Annotated in this window: 17 protein-coding genes; 9 read left to right on the top strand and 8 right to left on the bottom strand. The window is 44.6% G+C overall.

Annotated elements, in window-relative coordinates:
- The first annotated feature begins 775 nt into the window (after positions 1–775).
- The 6 genes from J8L84_RS16985 to J8L84_RS17010 all read left to right on the top strand — a co-directional run bounded on the left by J8L84_RS16985 (position 776) and on the right by J8L84_RS17010 (position 8,600).
- Positions 776–2,158 carry an alkaline phosphatase PhoX gene (locus J8L84_RS16985; RefSeq protein ID WP_211071733.1) on the top strand — a complete coding sequence of 461 codons (1,383 nt, stop codon included), beginning with the start codon at positions 776–778 and terminating at the stop codon, positions 2,156–2,158.
- Between the two features lie 407 nt (positions 2,159–2,565).
- Positions 2,566–2,718 (top strand): hypothetical protein, encoded by a 153-nt coding sequence (locus J8L84_RS16990; RefSeq protein ID WP_211071734.1) that lies wholly within the window; start codon positions 2,566–2,568, stop codon positions 2,716–2,718.
- Between the two features lie 48 nt (positions 2,719–2,766).
- The gene (locus tag J8L84_RS16995; protein ID WP_247670855.1) at positions 2,767–4,329 is read left to right on the top strand and encodes a catalase; all 1,563 of its coding nucleotides are present in this window, start codon (positions 2,767–2,769) and stop codon (positions 4,327–4,329) included.
- A gap of 163 nt (positions 4,330–4,492) precedes the next feature.
- The gene (locus J8L84_RS17000; protein ID WP_211071736.1) at positions 4,493–5,059 is read left to right on the top strand and encodes an ankyrin repeat domain-containing protein; all 567 of its coding nucleotides are present in this window, start codon (positions 4,493–4,495) and stop codon (positions 5,057–5,059) included.
- Between the two features lie 320 nt (positions 5,060–5,379).
- Positions 5,380–5,913 (top strand): hypothetical protein, encoded by a 534-nt coding sequence (locus tag J8L84_RS17005; RefSeq protein WP_211071737.1) that lies wholly within the window; start codon positions 5,380–5,382, stop codon positions 5,911–5,913.
- Positions 5,914–6,146: 233 nt separating this feature from the next.
- Positions 6,147–8,600 (top strand): S8 family serine peptidase, encoded by a 2,454-nt coding sequence (locus J8L84_RS17010; RefSeq protein WP_211071738.1) that lies wholly within the window; start codon positions 6,147–6,149, stop codon positions 8,598–8,600.
- A 9-nt stretch (positions 8,601–8,609) separates the two neighbouring features.
- Here J8L84_RS17010 and J8L84_RS17015 read toward each other — a convergent pair whose 3' ends face one another.
- From J8L84_RS17015 to J8L84_RS17040, 6 genes are all read right to left on the bottom strand, one after another.
- Positions 8,610–9,239, bottom strand: coding sequence for a response regulator transcription factor (locus tag J8L84_RS17015; protein ID WP_211071739.1), 630 nt, complete (start codon positions 9,237–9,239; stop codon positions 8,610–8,612).
- Positions 9,236–9,925 carry a sensor histidine kinase gene (locus J8L84_RS17020; RefSeq protein WP_211071740.1) on the bottom strand — a complete coding sequence of 230 codons (690 nt, stop codon included), beginning with the start codon at positions 9,923–9,925 and terminating at the stop codon, positions 9,236–9,238. The genes J8L84_RS17015 and J8L84_RS17020 overlap by 4 nt, the downstream gene beginning before the upstream one ends.
- Positions 9,918–13,034: a serine/threonine-protein kinase gene (locus J8L84_RS17025; protein ID WP_247670849.1), complete on the bottom strand. Its 3,117-nt coding sequence runs from the start codon at positions 13,032–13,034 to the stop codon at positions 9,918–9,920. Before J8L84_RS17025 ends, J8L84_RS17020 begins: the two co-directional genes overlap by 8 nt.
- 88 nt (positions 13,035–13,122) lie before the next feature.
- Positions 13,123–13,950, bottom strand: coding sequence for a GAF domain-containing protein (locus J8L84_RS17030; RefSeq protein WP_211071742.1), 828 nt, complete (start codon positions 13,948–13,950; stop codon positions 13,123–13,125).
- 25 nt (positions 13,951–13,975) lie between these two features.
- Positions 13,976–14,818, bottom strand: coding sequence for a DUF6689 family protein (locus J8L84_RS17035; RefSeq protein ID WP_211071743.1), 843 nt, complete (start codon positions 14,816–14,818; stop codon positions 13,976–13,978).
- A gap of 93 nt (positions 14,819–14,911) precedes the next feature.
- Complete coding sequence (locus J8L84_RS17040; RefSeq protein ID WP_211071744.1) at positions 14,912–17,392, bottom strand: S8 family serine peptidase; 2,481 nt, start codon at positions 17,390–17,392, stop codon at positions 14,912–14,914.
- Positions 17,393–17,748: 356 nt separating this feature from the next.
- Between J8L84_RS17040 and J8L84_RS17045 the strand changes: the two genes are divergently transcribed.
- The 3 genes from J8L84_RS17045 to J8L84_RS17055 all read left to right on the top strand — a co-directional run bounded on the left by J8L84_RS17045 (position 17,749) and on the right by J8L84_RS17055 (position 21,269).
- Positions 17,749–18,828 carry a chemotaxis protein gene (locus J8L84_RS17045; RefSeq protein WP_211071745.1) on the top strand — a complete coding sequence of 360 codons (1,080 nt, stop codon included), beginning with the start codon at positions 17,749–17,751 and terminating at the stop codon, positions 18,826–18,828.
- 18 nt (positions 18,829–18,846) lie between these two features.
- Positions 18,847–19,899, top strand: coding sequence for an aldo/keto reductase (locus J8L84_RS17050; protein ID WP_211071746.1), 1,053 nt, complete (start codon positions 18,847–18,849; stop codon positions 19,897–19,899).
- Between the two features lie 218 nt (positions 19,900–20,117).
- On the top strand, positions 20,118–21,269 hold the full coding sequence (locus J8L84_RS17055) for a Na/Pi symporter (protein WP_211071747.1): 1,152 nt from the start codon (positions 20,118–20,120) through the stop codon (positions 21,267–21,269).
- A 97-nt stretch (positions 21,270–21,366) separates the two neighbouring features.
- On the opposite strand, the gene J8L84_RS17060 is transcribed toward J8L84_RS17055, so the two are convergent.
- On the bottom strand, positions 21,367–23,367 hold the full coding sequence (locus tag J8L84_RS17060) for an alpha-amylase family protein (RefSeq protein ID WP_211071748.1): 2,001 nt from the start codon (positions 23,365–23,367) through the stop codon (positions 21,367–21,369).
- A 155-nt stretch (positions 23,368–23,522) separates the two neighbouring features.
- Entirely contained in the window at positions 23,523–24,689 is a 1,167-nt protein-coding gene (locus tag J8L84_RS17065) for a DcaP family trimeric outer membrane transporter (protein WP_211071749.1), read from the bottom strand.
- Between the last annotated feature and the right edge of the window lie 55 nt (positions 24,690–24,744).

Here is a 24,744-nt window from a genome sequence, read left to right on the forward strand (position 1 = left end):
GCCAAAAGCATTAAAGAAAGGCGCTCATTAGAGCGCCTTTTTTGTGTCTTGCGTTTATGTTTTGAGAGGGAGTCGCCCCCATCAGAAACACGGCGTGTACCCATCCATGGGGCCTTCGCTACAGCATCCATGCTGTAGAGAGTTTCAGAGGCGCACAACGCCCTTCCTTCCATAGCGTACCATCGTACGCAGCCACTAAGCTGAGCGGGAGTTGCCCCCATCAGAAACACGGCGTGAACCCATCCATGGGGCCTCTGCCACAGCATCCATGCTGTGGAAGGTTTCTGTTGGGGGCGACTCCCTCTCCTATAAACGCTGACCTGCACGATGAGGTAGTGGCGCGTGAATCCATCCATGGGGCTTTCGCTAAAGCATCCATGCTGTAGAGAGTTTCCGAGGCGCACAAAGCCCTTCCTTCTAAAGCGGGCACCGCACGCACCGACCTCACTTAGGTGAGTGTAACTAATAACCCATCATAAACGCGGTCTAATTCCATCCCTTACCATTAGGTCTATTGCCATATGTTTTCACTAACAAAAGTAAGATTTACTGTGCTTTACTATAAATTTTATAGGCCCTTGCAAGTGCTCTGATTTAACCGCGCCGGTTTAGTAAGGGCGGTGTATTGCATAAAAACAAAGGTATTTGCCATAGTGAAAAGTACATAAATGTTATAGTGTAACAATAGTGTGTGATGATAGATGCAGGCAGTATTTGGTTTAGTCGGGTACACGTAAATCAAGTGCGTAAGTATCAGTACAAAAGAGTGATAAAAATGATTAATAGAAGGCAGTTTTTTAAAGGGGCGGGTACCTTGGCATTTGCTGGGTTGGCATCAAGTGCGCTGGGTAAGGCGAATGCGGGTATGTTGACGCAAACAACCAAAGGTTATGGGCCGCTTGTGCCTGATCCTAAGAAACTTCTCGATTTACCTCAGGGTTTTAGTTACCAAGTTATCTCTGAACTGGGTGATGCCATGAGTGATGGATTACATGTGCCAGATCGTGCTGATGGTATGGGGTGCTTTGCGCTAGGTAATAATAAGGTTGCCTTAGTACGTAATCATGAATTACAGGCCGCTCACTTATCTATTCAGCCGGAATCTATTCAATCTCATACTACTGAATTAGCTTACGATAAATTTGAAAACGGTGTTGCGCTACCAGGGGGCACTACCACGCTGGTTTATAATCTTGATACTAAGGTTGTTGAAAAAGAGTTTGTTAGCTTAGTTGGCACTATTCGTAATTGTGCTGGCGGTGTTACCCCTTGGGGTACGTGGTTAACTTGCGAAGAATCTGTTGATAAACCTAACGGTGTTATTGCTAAAGAGCATGGTTATATCTTTGAAGTGCCCGCTGATGCCGACAAGTTAGTTGAGGCAAAACCGCTTAAAGAAATGGGGCGGTTTAACCATGAGGCGGCTTGTGTAGACCCAGAAACCGGTATTGTTTATTTAACAGAAGACAGAGGCGATAGTTTGTTTTACCGTTTTATTCCTAATGTTAAAGGGCAACTGGATAAAGGCGGCAAGTTACAGGCGTTGCGTATACAAGATGTGCCTCAGTTCGATTCTCGTAACTGGGATAAGGCGCGTATGAATCTGGGCGAATGGTTAAATGTAGATTGGGTTGATTTACATACGCCAGAAAGCCCTAACGATGATTTGCGCGTGCAAGGTTACCAAGCAGGGGCAACACTGTTTGCTCGTGGTGAAGGGCTGCATTGGGGCAACAATGAGCTTTATTTTTGCTGTACCAATGGCGGGGCTAAGCAATTAGGTCAAATAATGCGTTATCAGCCACAGAGCTCTCAGCAGCAAGGCGCGGAAGCTGATTCTGTTTCAAACGCTGAAGCTTCAGGTGGCAGATTGCAATTATTCGTTGAAAGTGACGACGCTAGTTTATTTAACTTTGGCGATAATCTAACAGTAAGCCCTAATGGTCATTTGATTGTATGTGAAGATCAGTACACCGAAGTGGTAGATAATCACCTAAGAGGCGTGACGCCAGAGGGTGATATTTATAATGTTGCCAAGCTTCACGCGCAAAGTGAGCTTGCTGGCGCTTGCTTCACGAATGATGGCAGTGTGTTGTTTGTGAATATGTACTCTCCCAGTAAAACCTTGGCGATCACTGGCCCTTGGATGGCACTTTAACTAACACAATGTTCAAGTAAGTTATTATTGGTAATGTGCTTCATGTTTATGTGAAGTACATTGCTTTTCTACTTTTCTACTTTTCTACTTTTCTACTTTTCTACCTTCTATTTCCTTTCTTTCCTTTTTCCTATCTATCCCTTTCTTCCCTGCCATGGTTGTCACTCTAAATTGGGTTCAAAGATACTAACTTCTTGTTATAAAAATAAAATTTACCTGTTGGTTTAACGACCAAGTAAATCGCCACTTCTCCCCAGTTCGGCCAGGCTAAAATACCAATCGAAAACCTCAATCATTTTTCTATTCTTTAGTCACATCTATAAATTCAATTAACTTAATCAGTTTATGTCGTTTTAATAGTTTTCGCAGAACAGTAATAATACTCGCATCAAACAAGGAGAGCTGTTGTGAGCACTATTTTAAGAAAACTTGCACCACAAAAATTTGTTAGCAAACCGACCCATCCGGTTTGCAACTATGCGAATAACTATTATGGCGACCAAATTTGTGTCGCTCAGAAAAACCCGACCACTAAAACTCGTATTTCAGGAGCAGCATAAATGAAGCGATCGTTTACCCGTAGTATTATAAGTTGTGTAACCGTAGGCATGTTAAGCATGGGCTTAAGTGCTCAAGCAGATACCCTTACTCGTCAAAATGGCGCACCAGTTGGAGACAACCAAAACTCTCAAACTGCTGGCCCATGGGGCCCTGTGCTTTTACAAGACTCTCACCTAATTGAAAAGCTAGCGGCGTTTGACCGTGAGCGTATTCCAGAGCGTGTGGTTCACGCCCGTGGTGTTGGTATTCATGGTTACTATGAAAACTACGAAGATTTATCTGACGATACGGTAGCTGCACCTTTCCAAGGTGAAGGTAAAAAAACCGAAGTATTCGTTCGCTTTTCATCGGTAGTACACGGTCACCTTTCGCCTGAAACGCTTCGTGATCCTCGTGGTTTCGCCGTTAAATTCTACACTGAACAAGGAAACTGGGATTTAGTAGGCAACAACTTCCCTGTGTTCTTTATTCGTGATGCAATTAAATTCCCAGATATGGTTCACGCATTTAAACCGTCTCCGGTAACGAACAAGCAAGATGCTAAGCGTGTATTCGACTTCTTCTCGCATGTTCCAGAATCTACACACACATTAACCATGTTGTTCTCTGACTATGGTACGCCCGCAAGCTACCTAAATATGGATGGTTCAGGTGTTCACGCTTTCAAATTTGTTGATGATGAAGGCAATGTGAAGTACGTGAAATTTACGTGGAAAGCGAATCAACCTATTAAGAACTTCACTGCTGAAGAAGCAATGAAACAACAAGGTATGGATTTCCAGCCACACACCACTGACGTTTACACTCGCATTGGTGAGAAAGGCGAGACAGCTTCATGGGATTTGTATTTGCAAGAACTTGAGCCAGAACAGTTAGACGACTTTGACTTCAACCCGTTAGATACGACTAAAATCTGGCCTGAGAAGTTAGTTTCTTCACGCAAAATTGGTCGTATGGTGTTAAACCGTGTACCTGACAACTTCTTTGAAGAAACTGAGCAAGCTGCATTTGCACCAAGTAACCTAATTCCTGGTATCGAGCCGTCAGAAGACAGAATGTTACAAGGTCGTCTGTTCTCTTATGCTGATACACAGCGCTACCGTTTAGGTGTTAACGCTTACCGTATTCCGGTTAACGCACCTAAAAATGTTGAAATTAACAACCACGAGCAACATGGCCAGCTTCGTACTACATCAACTAACCGTGATGTTAACTACCAGCCTAGCCGTCGCTTAGACTTGAATGAAGATCCAGCATACCGTTACTCAAGCAAGCCGCTTGCAGGTATGACACAGCAAATTCCTTTCTACAAGGAACAGAACTTCAAACAAGCGGGTGAGTTCTTCCGTAACCTTGATAAACAAGGTCGTAAGAACTTAATCAACAACATGGGTGGTGCATTGGCATCGGTACCTGAAGAAGAAATTCGCGTCATCATCAGTGCTTTCATGTACAACGCTGATAAAGACTATGGTACTGGCGTTGCTAAGCTAGCCAAGGTTTCTATCTCGCAAGTACGTGCAGAAGCAAAAGCCCTAATGGACGAGCAAGCAGCCCGTGCTGCAAAAGCTAAGAAAGTAGCGGAAAGCTTAACTGCTCTTATGCAATAAGAAACACTAACTACGAACTCGCCCTACCTATTTAGGTAGGGCAGTTGTAGTTATCAAAAATTATCAAAGACTTCGTTTGAATAACCTGATTTGCCTAGTAGGCTTTTTTTAATATCAACTACTCATATCTATCATTACCAACGTCAACAATAGGAGATCCACAATGCACATCGTTAAACGCACACTATTGGTTTTTACTTTACTGCTGAGTGTGAGCCTATGTCATGCACAAACTAGTGTTGATGACCTTAAAGCACGCTATTTCGACGCTGCCCGCGAGGGAAATGTTGAATTGCTTCAAGCTTTTTATCAAGCGGGTCTTGATGGGAACGTAGCTGATGAGAAAGGTTATACCGCGCTTATTTTAGCGGCTTACCATGGTCATAATGATGCGGTTTCATATTTACTTGGTAAAGACAGCATTAATGCCTGCCAAGAAGATAATAAAGGTAATACCGCTTTAATGGGGGCTATCTTCAAAGGACATCTGAGTGTAGCTAGAAAGCTCATGTTTGCCGAGTGCAATATTGATGAAACTAACGCTCAGGGGCAAACCGCATTAATGTTTGCTAGCTTGTTCGACAGACAATCTTTAGTGAGTGAGCTAATTGAAAAAGGCGCTAACCCACAACATAAAGACTTAGCAGGCAACTCAGTAGCTGATATTGCATTATCGCAAGGCAACTACAATTTGGCCAAATCGCTGAATGAGTTACATGTTAATCGGTGATACCGAAGTAAATAGACATATTCGAAGAACGTAAACGGGGGCATTGCCCCGTTTTTTTATTTTAGGCATACGTACTGCGAAAGACATTCACCATACAAGTGCTCCCCAAACAAGTACTTCCTTATAGAAATACAGCCTAAGTAAGGTTGCTATCCAACTTAAAATAATGGATTAAAAGTAGGGGCAACTCCCTATGGCTGGAGCTAAGTGATGATTAGATACTAAGTATTAGGAGATAAGCCTAATAATACTTATCTCCTCAAAAAAATGTAGAAATAGAACAACTGAAATAAGCCCTAAATTTATAAGTTGGAAACCTTATGAAAATATTTATTACGCTGCTCACGCTTACTATCGCCTCTCCGACATGGGGAGCGCTAATCACGTTTGACTTCAATCGGCTTTCGTTATCCTCTAGCACATCACAGGCTACGGTAACGGGATCTATTACGTTTGATGACACCATGTCAGATTTTAGTGCCTACACGTGGGAAAGCTTTGGTTTTAACTTCGAGTTCGATGGCGATACTTTCTTACTTGACGAAGATCATATTAGCGATATTGAAATTGTAGACTTGGAAGACCTTATATTCGGCGACGATTCCAGCAGTGGGTATGAAGGCTTTGTTTTCTCATTTTTCGATGGAAATTATACATTGGCAACAGGACAAGGCGGTATGGGAGCAGAAGAAACCTGCTTTTTTACTGACACGGATACTCTATGCGCAAATGAATTGTTCAGTTTAACAAGAAGCTCATCTCAAGATGGCGCAGTATCGGTCAGTGAACCACCTTTGCATATGTTTGTTCCACTATTATTAATGGTGCTATTCGCCAGAAAAAGAAAAATATAATAAAAGCATTGGGCGAAAAATGGCCCTAAAGCGCAGCAATTTGTTCCCGCCAATTTACTTGTTTCTCGTAAGTTGGTGCCTCCGCAGCCCCCACATTTTGTGGGGGCTTTTTTATGTCCAGTTCAGTGTTTGGCTAGCTGATTTTATTATACTTATGGTTATAGGGGGAACCCCCCATAGTGTCAGTGCCTCGCTTACGAAATACTCAAAGGGTAAAAACAACGAGGTGTACTATGAAAATTTTAAACAAGAAAAACTTATTAGCCGTTGCGGTAGCGTGCGCTTTACCGGCAAGCATGGTTAACGCAAAAACTTTCGACACAACGCTTGCAGACAAATTGCTAGCGGCGCCATCAGAGCTACAGCAAGTTATTGTCACGTTTGAAGGAAATGGCCCCCTTTCATTAGATCAATTAGACGCACTTGACGTACTGGGTATTACATCAGGTGTTAGCCTTAAGAACCTGCCTATCGCAGGTATTATGGCCACGAAAGCACAAGTTGACGCATTGTACAGTCGCGATGACGTAGTATCAGTTTGGAACAATGATCCACTTGTACTAGAAAATCATGAGTCGACCCAAATAACAGGCGTGCAAGCATTACGAGCAGACCGAGATTTGCGTAATAACGGCATACCTTACTCAGGCCGCGGTATTGGCGTAGTGGTTAACGACTCGGGCGTAGATGGCACCCATTCTGATATTGCTTTTCCTGACCACGTAGTTCAAAACGTACTTGCCCAAGTTAATTTAAATAGTTTTAGCAGCATCTTACCCATCTCTTATATCGAAAATGCGCCTAACTCAGATATCGGTGGTGGCCATGGTACTCACGTAGCTGGCACCGTTGGAGGTAATGGTGCAAAGAGCAGTGGCTTACATGCAGGTGTAGCGCCAGGCGCTGATATTATCGGTTACGGCTCGGGGGCTGCACTATTCATATTAGACACCCTAGGTGGTTTCGATTATGCCCTTACTCACCAGTACGACTACAACATTCGTGTTATTTCTAACTCGTTTGGTAATACAGGTGATGTAGGTACTGATTTTAATCCAGATGATCCAACAAATGTCGCGACGAAAGCATTGGCAGATAATGGCATTATTACGGTGTTTTCAGCAGGAAACTCTGGCTCTGGTGAGTCGACAATTACCGGCAACTTTAAAAAGGCTCCTTGGGTTATCACAGTAGCGGCTGGCGATAAGGAAGGCAATTTGGCTGACTTTAGCTCTCGCGGCGTAGATGGGAAAGGAGGCCAAGTTGTTGTCGATGGTGAAGTGTTTACATGGGAAGATCGCCCCACTATTACAGCACCTGGCGTAGACGTTGTTTCTGCAAGAGCATCAACATCGAGTTTAGGCGCACTAAGCGCTACCGATGATGCTGCGATGATAGAACCCGCCCATTTACCTTTCTATACTGTATCAAGTGGTACTTCAATGGCGGCGCCACACGTATCTGGGATAGTTGCATTAATGCTAGAAGCTGATCCAAGTTTGCAGTGGGAAGATGTGAAATCAATTATTCAACAAACTGCTACACCAATGGCGGGATTGGCTGAATGGGAAGTCGGTGCGGGTTACGCGAATGCTTATGCCGCCGTGAATGCGATTGTTAACGGCGTTGAAGTATATGGTGATACGTTAAAGTTAGACCGAAAATTTAACGGTTTTGCCAATGTATCGGAAGGCGAAAGTTTTACTTTGCCAACCACATATCTTCCTGTTGGTGAGCCACCGGTAGAAACCTTCGATGTGGGCCCTGACGTGTCTATGGTATTGGCAAGTGCTACCATTGAAACGGCAACGGCCTTTGTACTAGAAGACCCTGCGGGCAACCGATATGGCTCAGGTATTGGTTTGCCGCTTTTGGGCTCTTCAGTAGGTACTGCAGCGCCTGGTATGGCAGGGCAGTGGAAACTATATAGCAGCGGTATTGGAAGCGTCAGTGGGATATCTGTTGATCCGCTGGGCGTAACTAATGGTGTGGGAATTCCCTCTACTACAGACGTGAATATTCGATTACTAGAAACTTCTGGTTATGTCGGTATTGACGATGTTGCAGGTCACCCATCACAGTCATACGTTGAATACGTCATAGCTAATGAATTAATGGATGCTACCACTGATGGTTTTAAGCCGGACGACGCACTTACCCGTGTTGAATTCGCTGATGTACTTACTCTAAGTAATAGCGTGCGCCAGTCGATTGTTGGCAATACTGCGATGTTTTTTGATGTGGATTCAGCGTTTGCTGGAGCGGTTAACGCCGTCACCTCAGAAGGGGGCGTGTTGAGCGATCTCACCTTTAGCGAGAGCCCTCTCATGCTTACCGGTGGTAGCGAGCATTTTGGCGCTGCTGATACTGTGACCAAAGAAACCATGGCCTATTCTTTAATACAGGCATTAGGGTTAGAAGCGTCGGCACAATCTTTCGATACGGCTGAAACGCTGGTAGCCATTGTATTTGACCAAGCAGTACCCGTTGCCGATAGTGAACTTATTGTGCCTGAAATGCGCGGCTATGTGCAGCAAGCATTAGCCATGGGGTTAATGCAGGTGCAAGTGGAAGTAGAGCAAGGGCCATTTGATTTAGAGCCAACACTGGTGGCTTACTTCAACCCTACTGATGAAGTGACACGTGGAGAAACAGCCTTCGTGGTGACTCAGGCTCATCAGTTGTAAAAGCAATCGCTATTCAAGAAGGCCGGCTTTGCCGGCCATTCTTATTAGTTCGGCTGAACTGCTCAAGTTGAGTTTCTTGTATATATTACTTCGGTGATTTTCAGCGGTTTTCAGACTCATATTCAATAGCTCACCTATTTTTTTGCTGGTATTACCGGCAGCAACCAAAAAGAAGACTTCACGTTCACGGCGCGTTAGTACACTCAATGGGCTAACATGTTTTTGAAATTGCTCATCCTCGCAATCACCCACTCTGTCGGGGAAGAATGTTTGCCCTGCTGCTACTTTTTTTATGGCTTCAACAAGGACATCGCCAGATGATTCTTTTAATACATAACCTTTAGCCCCTGCATCACGCATGGCTTCTACATACTCAACTTCGTTATGCATCGACAACACAAGTACTTTGGCATCGCATCGCTGGGAAAGTATTTTATCAATGGCCACAAGGCCACTCATTCGAGGCATGGAGATATCCATAAGAATGACATCGGGTGAGAGTTTAACCACCGCTGAAACAAGCTCGACGCCGTCATCGCATTCACCGATAACGCTGATGTTATCAGTGGCATTTAACATTTGTGATACGCCTTGGCGCATTAATACATGGTCGTCTGCGAGCACTACACGAATTGTCATACGGGTACCGTTACTGTTGTTCTTGTGCCTTGACCTACAGCCGACGTTAACACTAATTGTGCGTTGAACGCCTTAGCGCGATCTCGAATACTCGATAAGCCCACACCGGGTTCTACGGATGTTTTATCAAATCCGTCACCATTGTCCACAATATCTAAGCGAATAACATTATTATGAAAGGCAAGACTTAGCGTAACTTTGCTCGCGTGGCTGTGTTTTATGGTGTTCACCAAGGTCTCTTGTGCAATGCGAAAGAGTAAAATACTCACGTCTTTAGTAATGCCTGCTGGAATATCAATGGTGCACTCATATTCAATATCCTCAGAGGCAAGCAAATTACGACAAAGCCAGCTTAACGCAGGTTTTAGCCCCAAGTCGTCTAAAATGGTAGGGCTCATCAACCTAGACAATTGGCGCACATCATTTAACGCCATTTCAGCCAAACCATGCAAGTTTTCAAGTTCAGGTGACTCTGTTGACAAAGCCTGCAAGCGTCGAGTAAGCCCTGTTAAAAGCTGACCAATACCATCATGTAATTCACGGGATAGCTTTGCCTTTTCAGATTCTTGTTGCGCCCATAGCCTTTTAGCGAGCTGTTGGAGTGTAGCTTGTTCATCATCAAGTCTGTTTTTAAGCGAGTCTTGAAGGGCTCGAATTGAGGCGAGCTGCTGCTCAATATCACTCAAGGTAGGCCTGCCTATATTCTAATGCTTGCGTTTCCGAAAGCTGCTCAAGCCATTGTGAACGCAAGGCTTTTAGTTTTGCTTCGTATTCAGGAAATACTGAGTAGTAAACATGATTGCGCCAGTAGTCTGGATGAACGGCTAATTGTTGCGCTAGGGTCTTGGCTAGCTCAGTTTTGCCAGCCCTAACTTCAAGATATAGCCAATGCAGATAGGACTGATAATAAGTTGGCTTGATAAGCGTATTAATCGTCTGCATCACTTCGCTGTTAGGTTTAAGGTTCAATCGATGTTGAATATCCAACAAAATTTTAAGTTCTGTCACTACAGGAATATGAGAGGTGTCAAAAGACGGGCTAAAGTCGGCTGTATTTATTGGTTGTTGCTGATGCTGTAATGCTAATAGTAGCCACTGCATAACAGCATGCTGATCGCGCCTTTCTTTAGCTGCTTCGCTGTCGATACTTGAAAGCACATCTTTTAAACACGGCCAGTCAGCTGTACGAAGACAGACTTCGCCATGCCATAAACTCACTTCAATCAGTGCTCTTGTATCTGAAGCACGCTCAGCCAATTGCTTAGCTTGCTCTATTTGGGTGAGGGCTTCACTTAACTTACCATTACTAAAATGGAAGTAACTAAATAATAAGTGGTTCACCATTTTTTCTTGATCGTTTTGCTGGCTCAACTTATTATCAACTTCAGAAAGATAGCGGGTAGCGGCGTTATTATCACCTTTTACTAAACTTAACTGTGCCAAGTTCTGATACGTTCGAAGCAGATGAGATTGGTCGTTGTTTCTCTCAAATAAAGTTTTGGCCTGCTGCCAATAAATATCTGCAAGTGACAAGTCGCCAATCAAAAAATGCATATAAGCCACATTGCTCATACTTTCTGGTTTTAGTACTTTGTCATCGATTTGAACCCGAATATCTAAGCCTCGTTTATAGTGCAATAAGGCTTTTTCGAACTCACCTTGTTCTTCATAGAGAAAGCCTAACGTATCATTGATGTGAGCTTCTTGTTCTAGATCACCGATATCCATTATTAGTGACAAAGCCTCTTTTAACGAAGACTCCGCTAGGTCGACTTTGCGAGTAAGTGATGCTGCAATCGCTAAATTGGCAAGTGTTTTAGCGCGCTCAGAAGGTTGAGATGTCGCATCTCTAAGTGATAGCGCGTCTTGAAAATACGATGCTGCAGTACCGTGTTCTGCAATACGTAAATGAGCGATACCAAAAGCATTAAGTACTAAGCTTTCACCTTCCTTGTTTTTGACTTTTCTAAACGCAACTAGCGCTTGAGTAAGGGTTTCACTAATGGCAGTGTCAATGTTGCCCCCCATTATTTGCAAACGCGCAAGTTCAAACCAAAGTTGGCCATCATTAGGCCGTAATTGCAACGCGGCTTGGTAATCGTCCATGGCCAACAGTGGCTCGTTAGCCCACTGATGTATATCGGCACGCATGGCAAGCAAGTCGGCTCGATTCGGGTAAAGGCTAATTAGCGCATCAATAGATTGCTGGGCCAACGAAAGATTATCATCTAATTGCGCCCGAAGTAGTTCTCCCTGCAAACGCCAATAGTCGCCAATATCGGGTATTGCCATTAAGATATCGAGAGACTCTCTAGCGACCAAAATATCGTTATTATTGAATGCTAGCTCAGCGTGAGCTAACCACCCCCCAGGATAATCGGGTGTGCTGGTTATCATTGCTTCAATAGCATCGTCACGGGCCAGAGGCGGTCCCGCCTGCCACGCATCATGTAACGCACTTAAGTAACGCAAGTCTGGTGTGTCTACCTCGGTGTTTAAGTGAGAAAACAGTGCTTCAACGAGTTTGTCGGCGAAGGCATCTAAATCGTCAGCCAAGCTGTTGGTCGTAATAGAATGACTTACTGTAAATATCTGTGTATTGGCTGGCATGCTAAGTACACTGGCGTGAAGTAAGTATGATTGGCTGCTAGTGGGAGTTGCATTAAGTAGCAACAGGCTGTCGGTGCCAAGGATTGCGCTGAAATCCACTCTATCATTGTCACTGTCCATAGGGGACAGTGCTAAATTTCGAATTAGCGTCGTGCTTTCGTTTTCGCCGACAAGCGCAATATCAGGGTGAGTTGAAAGAGGGTAGCGAAGTAAATCACTAATGGTGCCTAATAGTGGATAGTTGTTGTCGTGAATTATAGCCAGTTGTAGTGTTTTATTACCGAATCCATCTGGATTAGGTTTCGTTTTATTCACCACAACGGCAATCGTTGCTAACACAAGCAAAAATATTGTGAATGCGGCGACGAATTTTGACGATGAAACAGGCGTATCAGCTTGGGTCAACGCTTGTGTTAGGGTAGGGCGCTTTTCTGGAATTTGATGGGTAAGGTTGCTAATAAACTGAGTTTGCTTTCTAAGCCACAGGGTGTCAGATAACGAAAATGAAGACAACGCCACACAACTGAGCATATCGTTAAGCACTTTACCGGCACTGTAGGTATCAGAAAATTCCCCTGCCTTTCCTGAGTGAATCACCTCTGGGGCCGAGTACTGTAAATGGCCGCTCGTTTGCTCGCCATTTTTTTCCAATTGGCCTATGCCGAAATCAATGAGTAATAAATCATCATCTGCATTAATAAGGATATTGTCGGGCTTTATGTCACCGTGCTTGATATCGACACTTTGGCAGGTGGCAATTGCATCAAGTAATTGGTGCGACCATTTTTGATATGTTTTGCGAGAAATAGGGCGTTGAAGGCGCTCGAATAGCGGCTCACCTTCTATGTATTCCATAGTGAAAAAGGCGTAATAGTCGTCGGCAAATACATCGTGAACACGAATAATATTAGGGTGTTGAAGTTGTCGAGCAATAACAACTTCATTACGAAGAACCTGCATACTGGCTGGATCGGTAGCGGCACCAGGAATGAGTTTCAGTGCTACATCAACCGCAAGTAACTCGTCTTTGGCGGCATATACACAGGCCTGAGTGCCTGCTCCTAGCTGTTGAATGATGCGAAACCTATCAGCAAGAATGGTTCCGGAGGCAAGTCTAGGCCCTGATGGCAAAGCCTCAGTTTGAAAATGTTCAGGCGTTGAAGGTATATTCCCCGGCCCAGTCAAACGCATCTCCACACTACAATTACTACAGCATAGGTATCATCTCGCGCGTTATGCTGGGCTTATCGCAACGAGTGAAACCGATATTATTCTAATTAATTAGAGAAAGTTTATGCTCTATGGCGTGGAATAACAAACGAAGAGACAATAAATTGGCGAGAGACTTGGCAAACTCGATGTCCGTGTCGGTGAAATAGCGTCTTCCCACTAGGGAATCTGCGTATAAAACGCCTATTGGTTTATCGTCTATGCAAACAGGCACACTAATAGCGGCTTGAATACCATTACGAATAATACTTTGTTGCGCGTTTAGCGAGTCATCAACAACAATATTGCCTACCGCCAGCACCGAATTTGTTTCCATCGTGCGTTGAATAATAGTGCGGCTTCCGGTGAAGTTTTCCGCATTCATCCAGGGCTCGTAACCTAAACCAAACAATGCTTTATTTTCTTCATCAAACAAGATGAGGGAGGCGCGCTCGCAGGCTAACGATTGAATTAAACATTCGCGAGCGATATGAACTAACGCACTACTGTCATTACAGTTTTGAAGTTGGTGTTGATAGCGCTTTAATTGCCGCTCTCGCCATACACGTTGACTATCTAACTGAATGACTTTGTTATGCTCAACTGGTGTGAGTTGGCATGAAATGGGGCCAAAAAACAAATGCTGGGGTTTATTAATGGCAATATTTTTAACTGGCATGCCACCACTGAAACAGCCCGTTGAACTGGTATCGTTTAATTGCCATAAGTGGTCGTTAGTCGCCTGTAATTCGGCATGCAAGCGAGAGATTTGAGGGTGCGCTATGACAATGTCAGCATTGTGCGCACGACCTATTCGATACTGCCTGCCCTCAAAAAGTACGTGCTCTGCTACGCTGCCATTAGGTTGAGATACTGCAATTTGCAATGGCATAACAAGGCTCCATATAACCTGCGATTTACAGTGTGCGTAAACTAAAACGCAGGGTCTGCAATTGTGTCAGCAATATCCCTTTTGCGTTTACCACGCTACCGTTAGCAAGCCATACATCAGGAATTTGACTGCCAGATGCACTATCAACAACCGAAATTAGGCTATCCACTGCAGTTAATGCAGCAGCATCATCATCTATCGCCAATGCATTTTGAATATCGTTAATGCCACTATCTAGCGCACCTTGAAGTAGCAAAGAAATATCGCTTCTATTGCTATTAACGGTTTGGCTGATTTTACTGACTTTATCGCTAATGACTACACTTGGCGCGCGAGTATCAAGCAGAATAATAAAGTCCGAGAATTGTCCTGTACTGCCCCTTGCGCGAAGACTACCGGAAGATGTCAGTGTAGTAATATCTTCAAAAGTGCCATCTGCATGAGAGGTAAAGAGTCGAAATGGAATGGTAGGAACGTAATGGAGGGCCTTAGTATAAAGCTCAACCATGGCTACGCCTTCAAAACCAAAACCCGAATCTGCTTTTGGTGATATTGATACCAATACAGGAAAGCCAGATGTCGCGCTGGTTAATAATGAAGGTAGACGGTCAGTAATTAATAAGTCACTGGGGTCGAGAAGCTCGGCCGTAATGTCAAAGTTACTCGCATGAAGACCAATACTATTTTCAAACTCGATGGTGAGATCGACTTCAATTGCAGTAGTCAGTGATAATTTGGCTTGTATGCGGTTATCATCAACCGTAAGTATGTTCGGTAGAACGATTTGAGCTTGGGCGGTAGAAAACAACATTACCGCAAGGGTAATAACGCTGACTAAGAGCTTAAACTTCATTTGAGATATTTTCATAATACCAATCTCTATTAAACCTTGTTTAAAAAGTAACCCGAAAAGGTACTGTTATCAACAACTATAACAGCACCATTTTTCATTCAGCTGTTATTACTCATAGTATTGGGTAAACAATCTTGATGAAAGAACAGCGTAGTGGGCGCGGGTTACCGTCGACTCAGGATCAAAACTTGCTGTTAGCGTTGGGGTAACGCTAAAAGGGCTTTGTTCAGTACCAAAGGAGACATTAATTAGCGACATCGTAATGGCGAGTTGGACGTAGCCTTTTAATTCCGCTGGAATTTGATCTTGATCGGCGAGAACTATCTGTTCACCACTGTAATCGACAATAATGTCGGCATCAGGGTCGAAACTGGTGGCAACCGACTCTAACCCTAGCATTTGAACCATAGCATAAGCCGTGTCTAACTTACTCATTACACCAAACGGGTTGGCACTACCGTCTTCACTATAAAGCACGGGCGATTGTGTGCGTAAGTTGTCTTTTAATGCGCCGCCACTCACCATAACCGACTCAACAAACGCTTTATCAAAGCCTGGAACGGCACCAATGTTAGGAACGTCTTCGTTTAATAAGTCACGGTATTGTCTTACGGCGCCACCCATTACCGCATAGCGGGCAAAGTCTTTGCGTTTTAAGCCAGCATCTGGATAAAAGCCTCGGTTGTTAAGGGCATCCATTAATCGCTCACTGATCGCAAATTCAATCGCGTTTTGTTGTGCGTGGCCTTCAATATCATCAATGCCTTCATAACCACCACTTTCTTCAAACGATACCGTTACTTCAAAGGTTTCAGGAATACCTGGTCCATTAGTGATGGCCAGAGGGTCTGCTTGAATACCAGAAAGCGATGTTAAGCCGTAGGCATAGATTCCCCAAGTGCCTGGCATTGCTGGGGCAGACACACGCATAGTGGTACTTAATACTGGCGTAGTAAGGTTACCAAAATACTCGGTACCATCTGGGGCAACTAATACCAATTTCGTTAGGTTTGCTAAGGTACTGGCAGAGGCTTTAACGAGTACTTCGCTTTCGCCGACCTCAAAGATCTTTACTTCAGGTTCTCCCACTGGTGCATAGAACACGTCGAACACTTCTGTACGCTCACTGGTTGATACCAATGCATTAGCTTTGAAGGTTTTCGACGGTAAATTATTAACGGTTAAGCTGTGAGACATATCATAGTCGAGTGCAGCGGCTACTGCAGAGCGAGCATTAACGTAACCCGCTCCGACTTCCCAGCGTTCGTAACCTGGCATATTTGTGGCGGTTTCTTGCAAAATTTGTTTAATTGAAGCGTTGTCCAAAGATGGGTTTGCTTCAAGTAGCAGTGCAATGATGCCTGACACGTGGGGCGTTGCCATAGAGGTGCCTGAAATCATGGTATAGAACGGTAGGTTCTGTACTTCAATGGCATCAATATCTGCTTCACCACCGTTGGCCGCTAAGTTCGTTGTTGCTCGGGTAGAAACAATATCTACACCTGGGGCAACAACGGAAACCTCGTTGTTATATGTCCACTCGGTACCATCGGGCATAGTAAAATTGCCAGACTCGCTGTTGAGTCCCCGCGAAGAAAAGTCTGCCAAGCCACCAAATTTATCGCCAGCACCTACCGATACACCCCATGGAATTTGCGCATAAGGATTATGTGAATCTTCACCTGGACCATCGTTACCAGCAGCGAAAACACTGATCATACCTAGCTTATGAGCCTTATATGTTGCTAAAGATACAGGCCCTAATGGCTCGTACTTGCCGCTTGAACCCCAAGAGTTACTAATGACTTTAATTGGGTTGTCGTAGCTATAAACATTATTAATGGCAAAGTCGAAACCGCCAATGGTATCTAGTAAAAGCACTGCCCCACCGGAACCATAGCCAATAATGTCAGCATCAGGCGCGGCGCCTACATATTTGCCATCCGACATGCTGCCGCTACCAGCAATAGTGCCTGTTACGTGGGTACCATGACCTGAGTTAAGGTCGGTGTTAACTTGTCCTCTCAAGGTCAATCCATCAGTCACACCGGTAATGCCAATCACAGAAGCATGGGTAAGGGCTTGTACATTTTCTACCACGGTATCACCGAAAAAATGATCTTGGTGCGATGCATCAATACCCGAATCAATCACCATTACCGTAGAGCCTTTGCCGGTAAATTCCATACCGTTTCGCTGAATAAAGCCTTCGTTCTGCAAGTCTGCAACACCGGTAATTTCGCGAGCATCTGCGTTATATAACTTCATTTTTCGGTTCGCAAATACAGAGCGAACGCCGTCAATTTTTGCAATGGCATCTATTTGTGCCTTTGTGGCGATAACACCAACGATGGGCAATGATTTAAATTGAACGCCCTCTGAAATGCCGAGATTTAAGAGTTGTTGTAATTGAGATTCGGCTAAAGGGTCTAGCTGATCGTAAGTCACGACCGCCATAAGTGAGTCGTTTACATCAAGCGTGGTGAGTGTGTCGGTAAGCTGAGCGCCAATGTAGGCATCAGCTAACGTGTGAGCCGCTGGGCTTGCGAGCATGGCCGCAGCTAAGGTAGATAGGGCAAACTTTTTCATTATTCTCTCCAAAATGAGACTGCATGTTTATGTGGATATTCCCGTGATAAGACTGTCATCTTCATCGGGTATCCTTTGCAGCAAGGTACGCCCTTATAATGTCGGTTTGTTTTTTGTTCGAACATAGGGGTTTCACCCTATATGTCAGCGAGCATTGATATTGGCTGCAATGACTGGGCACTTTGCCGGGGTTAGTACTAATGTAAGTTCTGGTAGAAGCTCCAATAAAAGCACCTGTAAACATGCCGTATAGCAGTTGCGCTAAATAGCTGGTTTTAGGCTATCTTCAATACACGCAATCGCTTTTGATACGCCCTGCCGTTGATGGAAAACATTGTCTAGGAGAAATACCAAAAATGAAGTTTGACTCTATAAAATCTAGGCTTGTACTAATGACACTGATTTGTGTTGTTGGAATGGGCATGCTGGTGGTCAGTCAGCATTATTTTACGCAGCGGCTAATTGAATTAAACCAGCAGCGGGATTTATTGCTTCGTATGGGCCAAGACTTACTGCAAATGCGACGTCACGAGAAAGACTTTCTGATGCGCCATCAGCAGGAGTACTTTCAGCTATTTATTGAGCGTTCTGAGAGTTTTAGTGCTCGGCTTAATCAGCTTACCCCTTTAATTAGCGATTATGATATGCCTACGTCGCAATTAGGAAACTTAGCCGAGGGAGTACATAAATACCAACAACTTTTCCAACAAGTGGTTACGTTACAAACCGAAATAGGGCTGGTGCCAACATCTGGTTTGTTAGGGCAGATGATTGAGACTGAGGGAGCATTGCTCAGTCAGTCGTATTTTGACGTTGGGTCGAATGCGCTCATTCAACTTGATGGCGCAAGGTTGGCCATTCGCGATTTTCAGTTAACCCACAATAATTATTACGCTACCCTTGCCATTCAAAATATAGAGCGGCTGGCACAGGTGCAAAGCACGGGTAAGTCTGCACAGGTAGACGAATTACTCGGCTTATATAAAGAAGCGGTGGGAGCACTTGCTATTGCCCATCAAACATTAGGCCTTACACATAATGAAGGTTTGGTAGGGCGCTTTCGGCGACAAGCTCACAGTGTCGAGCAGCAGCTCACGTTAATCGACCAAGCTCTACAGCCTATTATTGAAAACCAAGAGCAAAAAGTAAAAATTTACAGTATCAGTATTGCGGTGCTCACCTCGGTGCTTTTAATTTTAATCCTAGTGAAGAGCTTCGCCACATTTCACCGCGCTTTTTCTAATTTCGTTATGTTCTTCTATCGGTGTAAGCGCCAATATCAGCGAATGGATCCGAGGAAACTCGGTTTTGCTGAGTTCAAATCGTTGGCTGAACTTGCCAATGAAATGGTAGAGTCTCGTCAAGCAATTGAAGAACGACTCGCTGTTGTGGAAGCAGAATTAGCACAAAAGCAGAGAAAACCAGAGACAAGTTGAAGGTAGGTGAACGTAGATATGCAATTTAACAAATTAGGCGGTAGCGACTTATCGGTATCGGATATTTGCCTTGGAACCATGACATGGGGTATTCAAAATACTCAGCAAGATGCCGATGAACAATTAGCAATGGCGATAAGTCATGGTGTGAATTTTATCGATACCGCCGAAATGTACCCTGTACCGCCGAACGATAAAACCTATGGTGATACCGAACGGATTTTAGGTAACTGGTTAGCAAGAAATCAATCAGCACGTGACTCGCTTGTTATCATGACAAAAGTTGCCGGAAGCGGCTTGAGCTATATAAGAGAAGGCGGTCCTATTACGGCAAGTGCCGTTGAGACGGCACTGAATGATTCGCTTAGCCGTTTAAATACCGACTACGTTGATGTCTACCAGTTACATTGGCCAAACCGCGTTACCCCACACTTTGGAAAGCATTGGCCTGATCGCGCTAACCCTACCAAAATCAATAAACAGCAAGAAATCGATGGCATGCGAGATATTTTAACCGGTATCAAAAAAGCGCTCGATGCTGGAAAAATTCGCCATTGGGGACTATCCGATGATACCCCTTGGGGTATACACACGTTTTTGACGCTGTGCAAAGAAATGAATATTCCTTTACCAGTTTCTATCCAAAATGAATTCAGTTTGCTGCATTTAAAAGATTGGCCGTACCTTATTGAAATGTGCGCGCTTGAGAACATTGCCTACCTTCCGTGGTCGCCGCTTGCTACAGGTATGCTAAGTGGTAAGTACATGAACGGTGATAGACCTAAAGGTTCTAGATGGACACTGGTTCAGCGCCAAGGGTTATTCAGAGACAAAGAGCCCGCTCGTGAAGCCACCGCTCGTTATGTTGAAATTGCCAAGCGAGCAAAGGTTACTCCATCGCAATTGGCTTTAGCATGGTGTAAACAAGTGCCAGGTGTGACTTCTACCATTATTGGCGCTACTACCACTAATCAGTTGGCTGAAAACTTATCTGCGTTCTCACTTAACCTTGATGAAAGCACACTGAAGCAAATAGGTGAGGTGGTTCGCCGCCATCCGTTAGGTTATTAGATACTGGTAACAAAAGGTGCAAACGTTAGAGCGTAAGTTTCTAATATTACGGGCCAAGTCATAACGACTTGGTGCCAGCCCTAAACACAGCCTGTCTTACCCAAGCATTGCAGTAAGGTTATAAATTGCGGTGATTTTATACTGTCGACGTTGGTCATTTATCTGTCACAACTTCGTCATAGTATGAATTCACTGTTATTTATTGACTGTTATTTTCTATGTCTCTATCAGATTCACCTCTTATTTGTGAAACCGAAACCCAGCATGGTAACTGGCGCCGTTGGCTACTGCTTATTGGTCTAGTGTATTTAATGTTGTTGGCCGTTAGCATGATAGGAAGCGGCTTCAAACTTGCCGCAGGCGATCAAGCTAAAACACTATTCACGTTTGCTAGTAACCCCATCATGGGGTTGATTATTGGCATGGTGGCTACCGCGCTCATTCAATCTTCAAGTACGGTGACTTCCATTATTGTTGGTATGGTAGCGGGTGGTTTACCTATCACCATTGCCGTGCCCATGATGATGGGAGCGAATATTGGCACCAGTATCACAAACACACTAGTTAGCCTTGGGCATGTCGCCAGAAAAGATGAATTCCAACGAGCATTTAACGCCGCCACTATTCACGACTTTTTTAACGTGATGTCAGTGTTTATATTTCTGCCTCTTGAAATGGCGTTTGGCATTCTAGAGCATACCAGCGCCTTTGTAGTGTCTATGCTAAATGCAGGTGGCACAATGGGGATTGATGGCTTTAACCCAATTAAGGCAATCACCCAGCCTGCGCTTAGTATCGTAACAGGCATGGTAAGCGGTTTACCTACTGTCTATCCCGGTATCGCCAAAATCATCCTTGGTATTGGGCTTATTGTTACTTCAATTACCTACATGGGGAAAATTATGAAATCCCTCATGGTGGGTAAAGCAAAAGATATTTTGCATAAAAGTATCGGAAAGGGGCCTATTTCGGGAATCTCATCAGGCGCGCTAATGACAGTGTTAGTACAGTCTTCCTCTACCACCACCTCGCTGGTGGTGCCATTAGTGGGCAGCGGAATATTAAAAGCAAAAGATATCTATCCGTTTACGCTGGGCGCGAATGTTGGCACCTGCATTACGGCGTTAATTGCGGCGCTTGGTGTGGTGGGTGTGAATGCAGGTGTTGCATTACAAATTGCCATTGTGCATTTGCTGTATAACGTTTTTAGCGTGGCGTTAATTTACGGTACGCCTATGTTACGCAATATTCCGTTAGATTTGTCTTACAAGCTATCGGTAATTGTGGCCGAGAAAAAGTTTTATGGGGTCGCTTATATTGGTGGGTTATTTTTCTGTATGCCGCTAGGTATTATTTTTATATCAGTGTAGCTTTTCCCACCGCTGTTATAGCCGCGAACTAAGGCTGGTGCTTACTTTGCACCTGCCTTATGTTGTTTTAAAGTTTATAGCCTTAAAATGTGTAGCGCTAGAACGTTGTTATGTCGGCGCTACTTTGCCCAAACACAAACATATTGCGCTTTCCACATTGCGCCATATGGTTGCTAGAGGCATAAGGCGTACCGGACTGTGTTACGTCGCTTTCCCATCCTTGCCCATTTTTAATAAACGCTTTTAATTCGAACCAACCGTCTACGGTTTTACTGCAATCCATTTGAACATCGAGCATCCAATAATGATCGCCCCATACGTTTGACGGGGTTTCTCCAAAACCATCGCTAGCCACGGTTTTCACTGCGCCCCACGATGAAGGCCAATTGTTGGTAGTCCAATCAAGCGCGCTGCCTTGTGCTTCGCTACTCTGGCTAGCTTCAACACCGTACCAATCAAGGTAATTGTCGTTGGCTTTCCACGGTGCCGTCGTGGTGTTGCGCATATTGTTGTGGGTAATGGGAATGGCACACGCATAGTTACTTGTTGTACAAGAGATTCCTAAATTTGATGCAGCATAGTCATGATCAATTCCGCCTCGAATAAACATGTCTTGTCCACTTTCGGTGGTGGCTTGTACAAAAATAACAGTGCGTTGCCAATCTGCATTGGGGTCGTCTGTGGTCAGCATTGCCCCTTGATGAATAGCAATGGCTTCCCATGAAGCAATATTTACGGCAACAGAGCCATCGGCGGCAACGGATATCACATCACCGCTACATTGGGTTTTGGCTGCATTAATATTACCGGTTAACACGTTGCAATATTGACCCGGCGCCATGGAGGTGGGAAGCGTGGTATTCATGGCATAGCTTTCTTTGTTAATGGCTACAAATCCACTGTCTGCGCGACCAAAGGCGATTTGGTTGCCGCCATTGCTCCACCAGTCGGTTACGACGAAATCATCTGAAGTGTGGTCTCTGAAATCAACGCCGCCTGTAATATACGACCAACGATGTTCGCATTTCCAGTTGTCAGCAAAGCATTCCAGTGTTCCGTTGTTATGCACGGGTACTGATGGTGCGCCGGCATCGGTGTCGCCATGGAAGTCGTAACTCGACATGACTTTGGGGTAACCATAAGGCCAAGCCAGCATAAAGATATTCGCTAGGTCGTATAACCGTCCGTCTTCAAAGGTAATAACGTTACCGCCTCCACCGTGACCTCGTTGATTATCATGGTTATCGACGAAAACCACGGCTTGATAGCTAGGCATAAAGCCCCACGCTTCACCGAAGTTACTTAGCCAAGCAAGTGATCCATTGCGAAAAACATTGCCAATTTCAACTGAGTATTTAAATTCGGTCACCAGACCATTTGAGAAATACTCATTAGCACCAACTGCCTCACCGCCTTGATCTATTACTTCTTGAAACACGAGGGGAGAGCCGTTGACCTGATTGATTATGCTCGATATGTCGACCGCAGGCATATGTTTAGAGGCATCCAGTCTAAATCCAGCCACGCCTATATTTACCAAGTCATTAAGATAGTTTGCTAGAGTGCTTTGTACGTAACTAGACTCGGTTTTCAAGTCAGCCAAACCGACTAATTCACAGTTTTGAACTTGCCATCGGTCTCCATAGTCATCAACCGAGCAGGTGTCATGGAAATCTTGAAGCGAATACATTGGATAACTTTTATTCCCAAAGGTATTGCCGTTTGTTCCCGTACCCGACCCTGCAGCCATATGATTGATGACGGCGTCAACGTAGATATCTACACCCACAGCATTGCAGCGCTGAACCATATTCGTAAAGTCTGCGCGAGACCCTCCGCGACTTTCTAAATCGTAGCTAACAGGCTGGTAACGAGCCCACCACTGAGGAACATTAATATGTTCATTCGGCGGCGACACCTGCACAGCTGCATAACCATTTTGGCTTAAATAAGTTTCGCATTCGGTTGCTACATCCTGCCAATCCCATTCGAATAAGTGCACGAATGTGGAGGGCTGTGAATGCGCAACGGGGGAGGCTATACCACAGCCTAGTAGGGTAGCAACTGCACTGGAAGTCAGCAATTTACGGTTGATCATAAAAGAGTCCTGGTGGCGTTGTTTAACTGCGTGAGAAAACTAACTAGACACTAGAGTGTAAATTAAATGTAAACAACGTGAATACGTATGCAGGCAGATAAGAATAAAAAGGGCGCCGAAAGAGGCGCCCGTAGTCATTACTGGTAAGTATCAGATTAAAAAGCGTATTTCGCAGAAACCTGTAGACGGTTCATGTCACCTTCCAACCCTTCCTCAATTTCGCGATGTGCAAACGCATACTCAGCGCCAAAAGTAAGTGCTTTGGTGGGTGAGTAGAGAAGGTTAGCCCGTGCACTATAGCTGCTTTCCGTCACACTAAGACCGGTAAGCGCTGTATCGTTATCAATATCCAATGCTGAAAACATGAAGCTGCTTCGCATTTTGTCGTTCCAAAGGTGACGGTAGGCGATAGCATAACCCGTTGAATCGATAGCTTCTAAATCGCCATCGGCAGTAATGACTGCCCCATTAGCTGCATTTAGTGCGGTGTATCTACCCATTCCTTGGCCTGTATTCACCATAAAGCGAATATCATCGCCGCTCGACAGTTTGTATTTTCCTGACAAGGCAACGCCGTAACTGGTTTCATCGGCGTCAATGCCACTGCCGTCATCATATGAAAGCTGGCGCACAAGACCTGCTATTTTTACGTAGCCCCAGTCTTGTTTCGCGGTGTAAGCCGCTACAAAATCAGGTACAGCATTGTCGTCAGCCACAATACGCCCACCGCCACCATTAGGTGTGACGGTAGTTTCAGGATTTTCTAAAGCCAACTGTAGGCCACCGTTGGTGTATCGCACCATGACTTGTCTACCGAAAGTAATACCGTCTGTGGTACCAATGAAATCAAGAGATTCCGGTAGGGAACCCACGTCCATAAATGTGGTCCATGTTTGACCCACTAGCCATTCTTTATACTGAATGTAGGCGTGGCGAACACGAGGAGTATAAGAGTTACTAATACGTTCATCACCACCGCTAGTGACGATAAAATCTAATTCTAATACCCCTTTGATTTCGTCACCTTCTGCTGTTGGCGTGTTGGTGCTAAATCTAAAGCGGGATTGACGAATATGTGCATCGAATTGGGTGCCTTCATCGCCGCCTGAAACCGGAGTCAGCGAGGGTATGTAAAAATCTCGACCAATACTACCGGAACCCAATGTGCCCTCAGAGTAGTTGCTCACCATAGCGTCGGCTTTTATGTAGCCGGTAAATTTAACGCTGGTATCGCCTAAGTCAGCGGCGCTAACGAGAGTGGCGCTAGACGCTGCAAGTGCTAACGATACGGCTAGCACTGAGTTTTTTATTGTGGCTTTCATTATATTTGCCCTAAAGTGTGGTTAAATAAATGTAAATTCAAAGTTAACTCCTATA

It is taken from the genome of Alteromonas sp. MMG017, from assembly GCF_018100795.1.
In the GTDB taxonomy this organism is placed as follows: Bacteria; Pseudomonadota; Gammaproteobacteria; order Enterobacterales; family Alteromonadaceae; genus Alteromonas.

Bases quoted from the DNA above. Each gene is read 5' to 3' on its own strand.
- J8L84_RS17045 (WP_211071745.1), top strand. From the start codon at position 17,749: ATGAAGTTTGACTCTATAAAATCTAGGCTTGTACTAATGACACTGATT.
- J8L84_RS16995 (WP_247670855.1), top strand. From the start codon at position 2,767: ATGTTAAGCATGGGCTTAAGTGCTCAAGCAGATACCCTTACTCGTCAA.
- J8L84_RS17035 (WP_211071743.1), bottom strand. From the start codon at position 14,818: ATGAAAATATCTCAAATGAAGTTTAAGCTCTTAGTCAGCGTTATTACC.
- J8L84_RS17060 (WP_211071748.1), bottom strand. From the start codon at position 23,367: ATGATCAACCGTAAATTGCTGACTTCCAGTGCAGTTGCTACCCTACTA.
- J8L84_RS17065 (WP_211071749.1), bottom strand. From the start codon at position 24,689: ATGAAAGCCACAATAAAAAACTCAGTGCTAGCCGTATCGTTAGCACTT.
- J8L84_RS17055 (WP_211071747.1), top strand. From the start codon at position 20,118: ATGTCTCTATCAGATTCACCTCTTATTTGTGAAACCGAAACCCAGCAT.
- J8L84_RS17010 (WP_211071738.1), top strand. From the start codon at position 6,147: ATGAAAATTTTAAACAAGAAAAACTTATTAGCCGTTGCGGTAGCGTGC.
- J8L84_RS17000 (WP_211071736.1), top strand. From the start codon at position 4,493: ATGCACATCGTTAAACGCACACTATTGGTTTTTACTTTACTGCTGAGT.
- J8L84_RS17030 (WP_211071742.1), bottom strand. From the start codon at position 13,950: ATGCCATTGCAAATTGCAGTATCTCAACCTAATGGCAGCGTAGCAGAG.
- J8L84_RS17050 (WP_211071746.1), top strand. From the start codon at position 18,847: ATGCAATTTAACAAATTAGGCGGTAGCGACTTATCGGTATCGGATATT.
- J8L84_RS17005 (WP_211071737.1), top strand. From the start codon at position 5,380: ATGAAAATATTTATTACGCTGCTCACGCTTACTATCGCCTCTCCGACA.
- J8L84_RS16985 (WP_211071733.1), top strand. From the start codon at position 776: ATGATTAATAGAAGGCAGTTTTTTAAAGGGGCGGGTACCTTGGCATTT.
- J8L84_RS17015 (WP_211071739.1), bottom strand. From the start codon at position 9,239: ATGACAATTCGTGTAGTGCTCGCAGACGACCATGTATTAATGCGCCAA.
- J8L84_RS17040 (WP_211071744.1), bottom strand. From the start codon at position 17,392: ATGAAAAAGTTTGCCCTATCTACCTTAGCTGCGGCCATGCTCGCAAGC.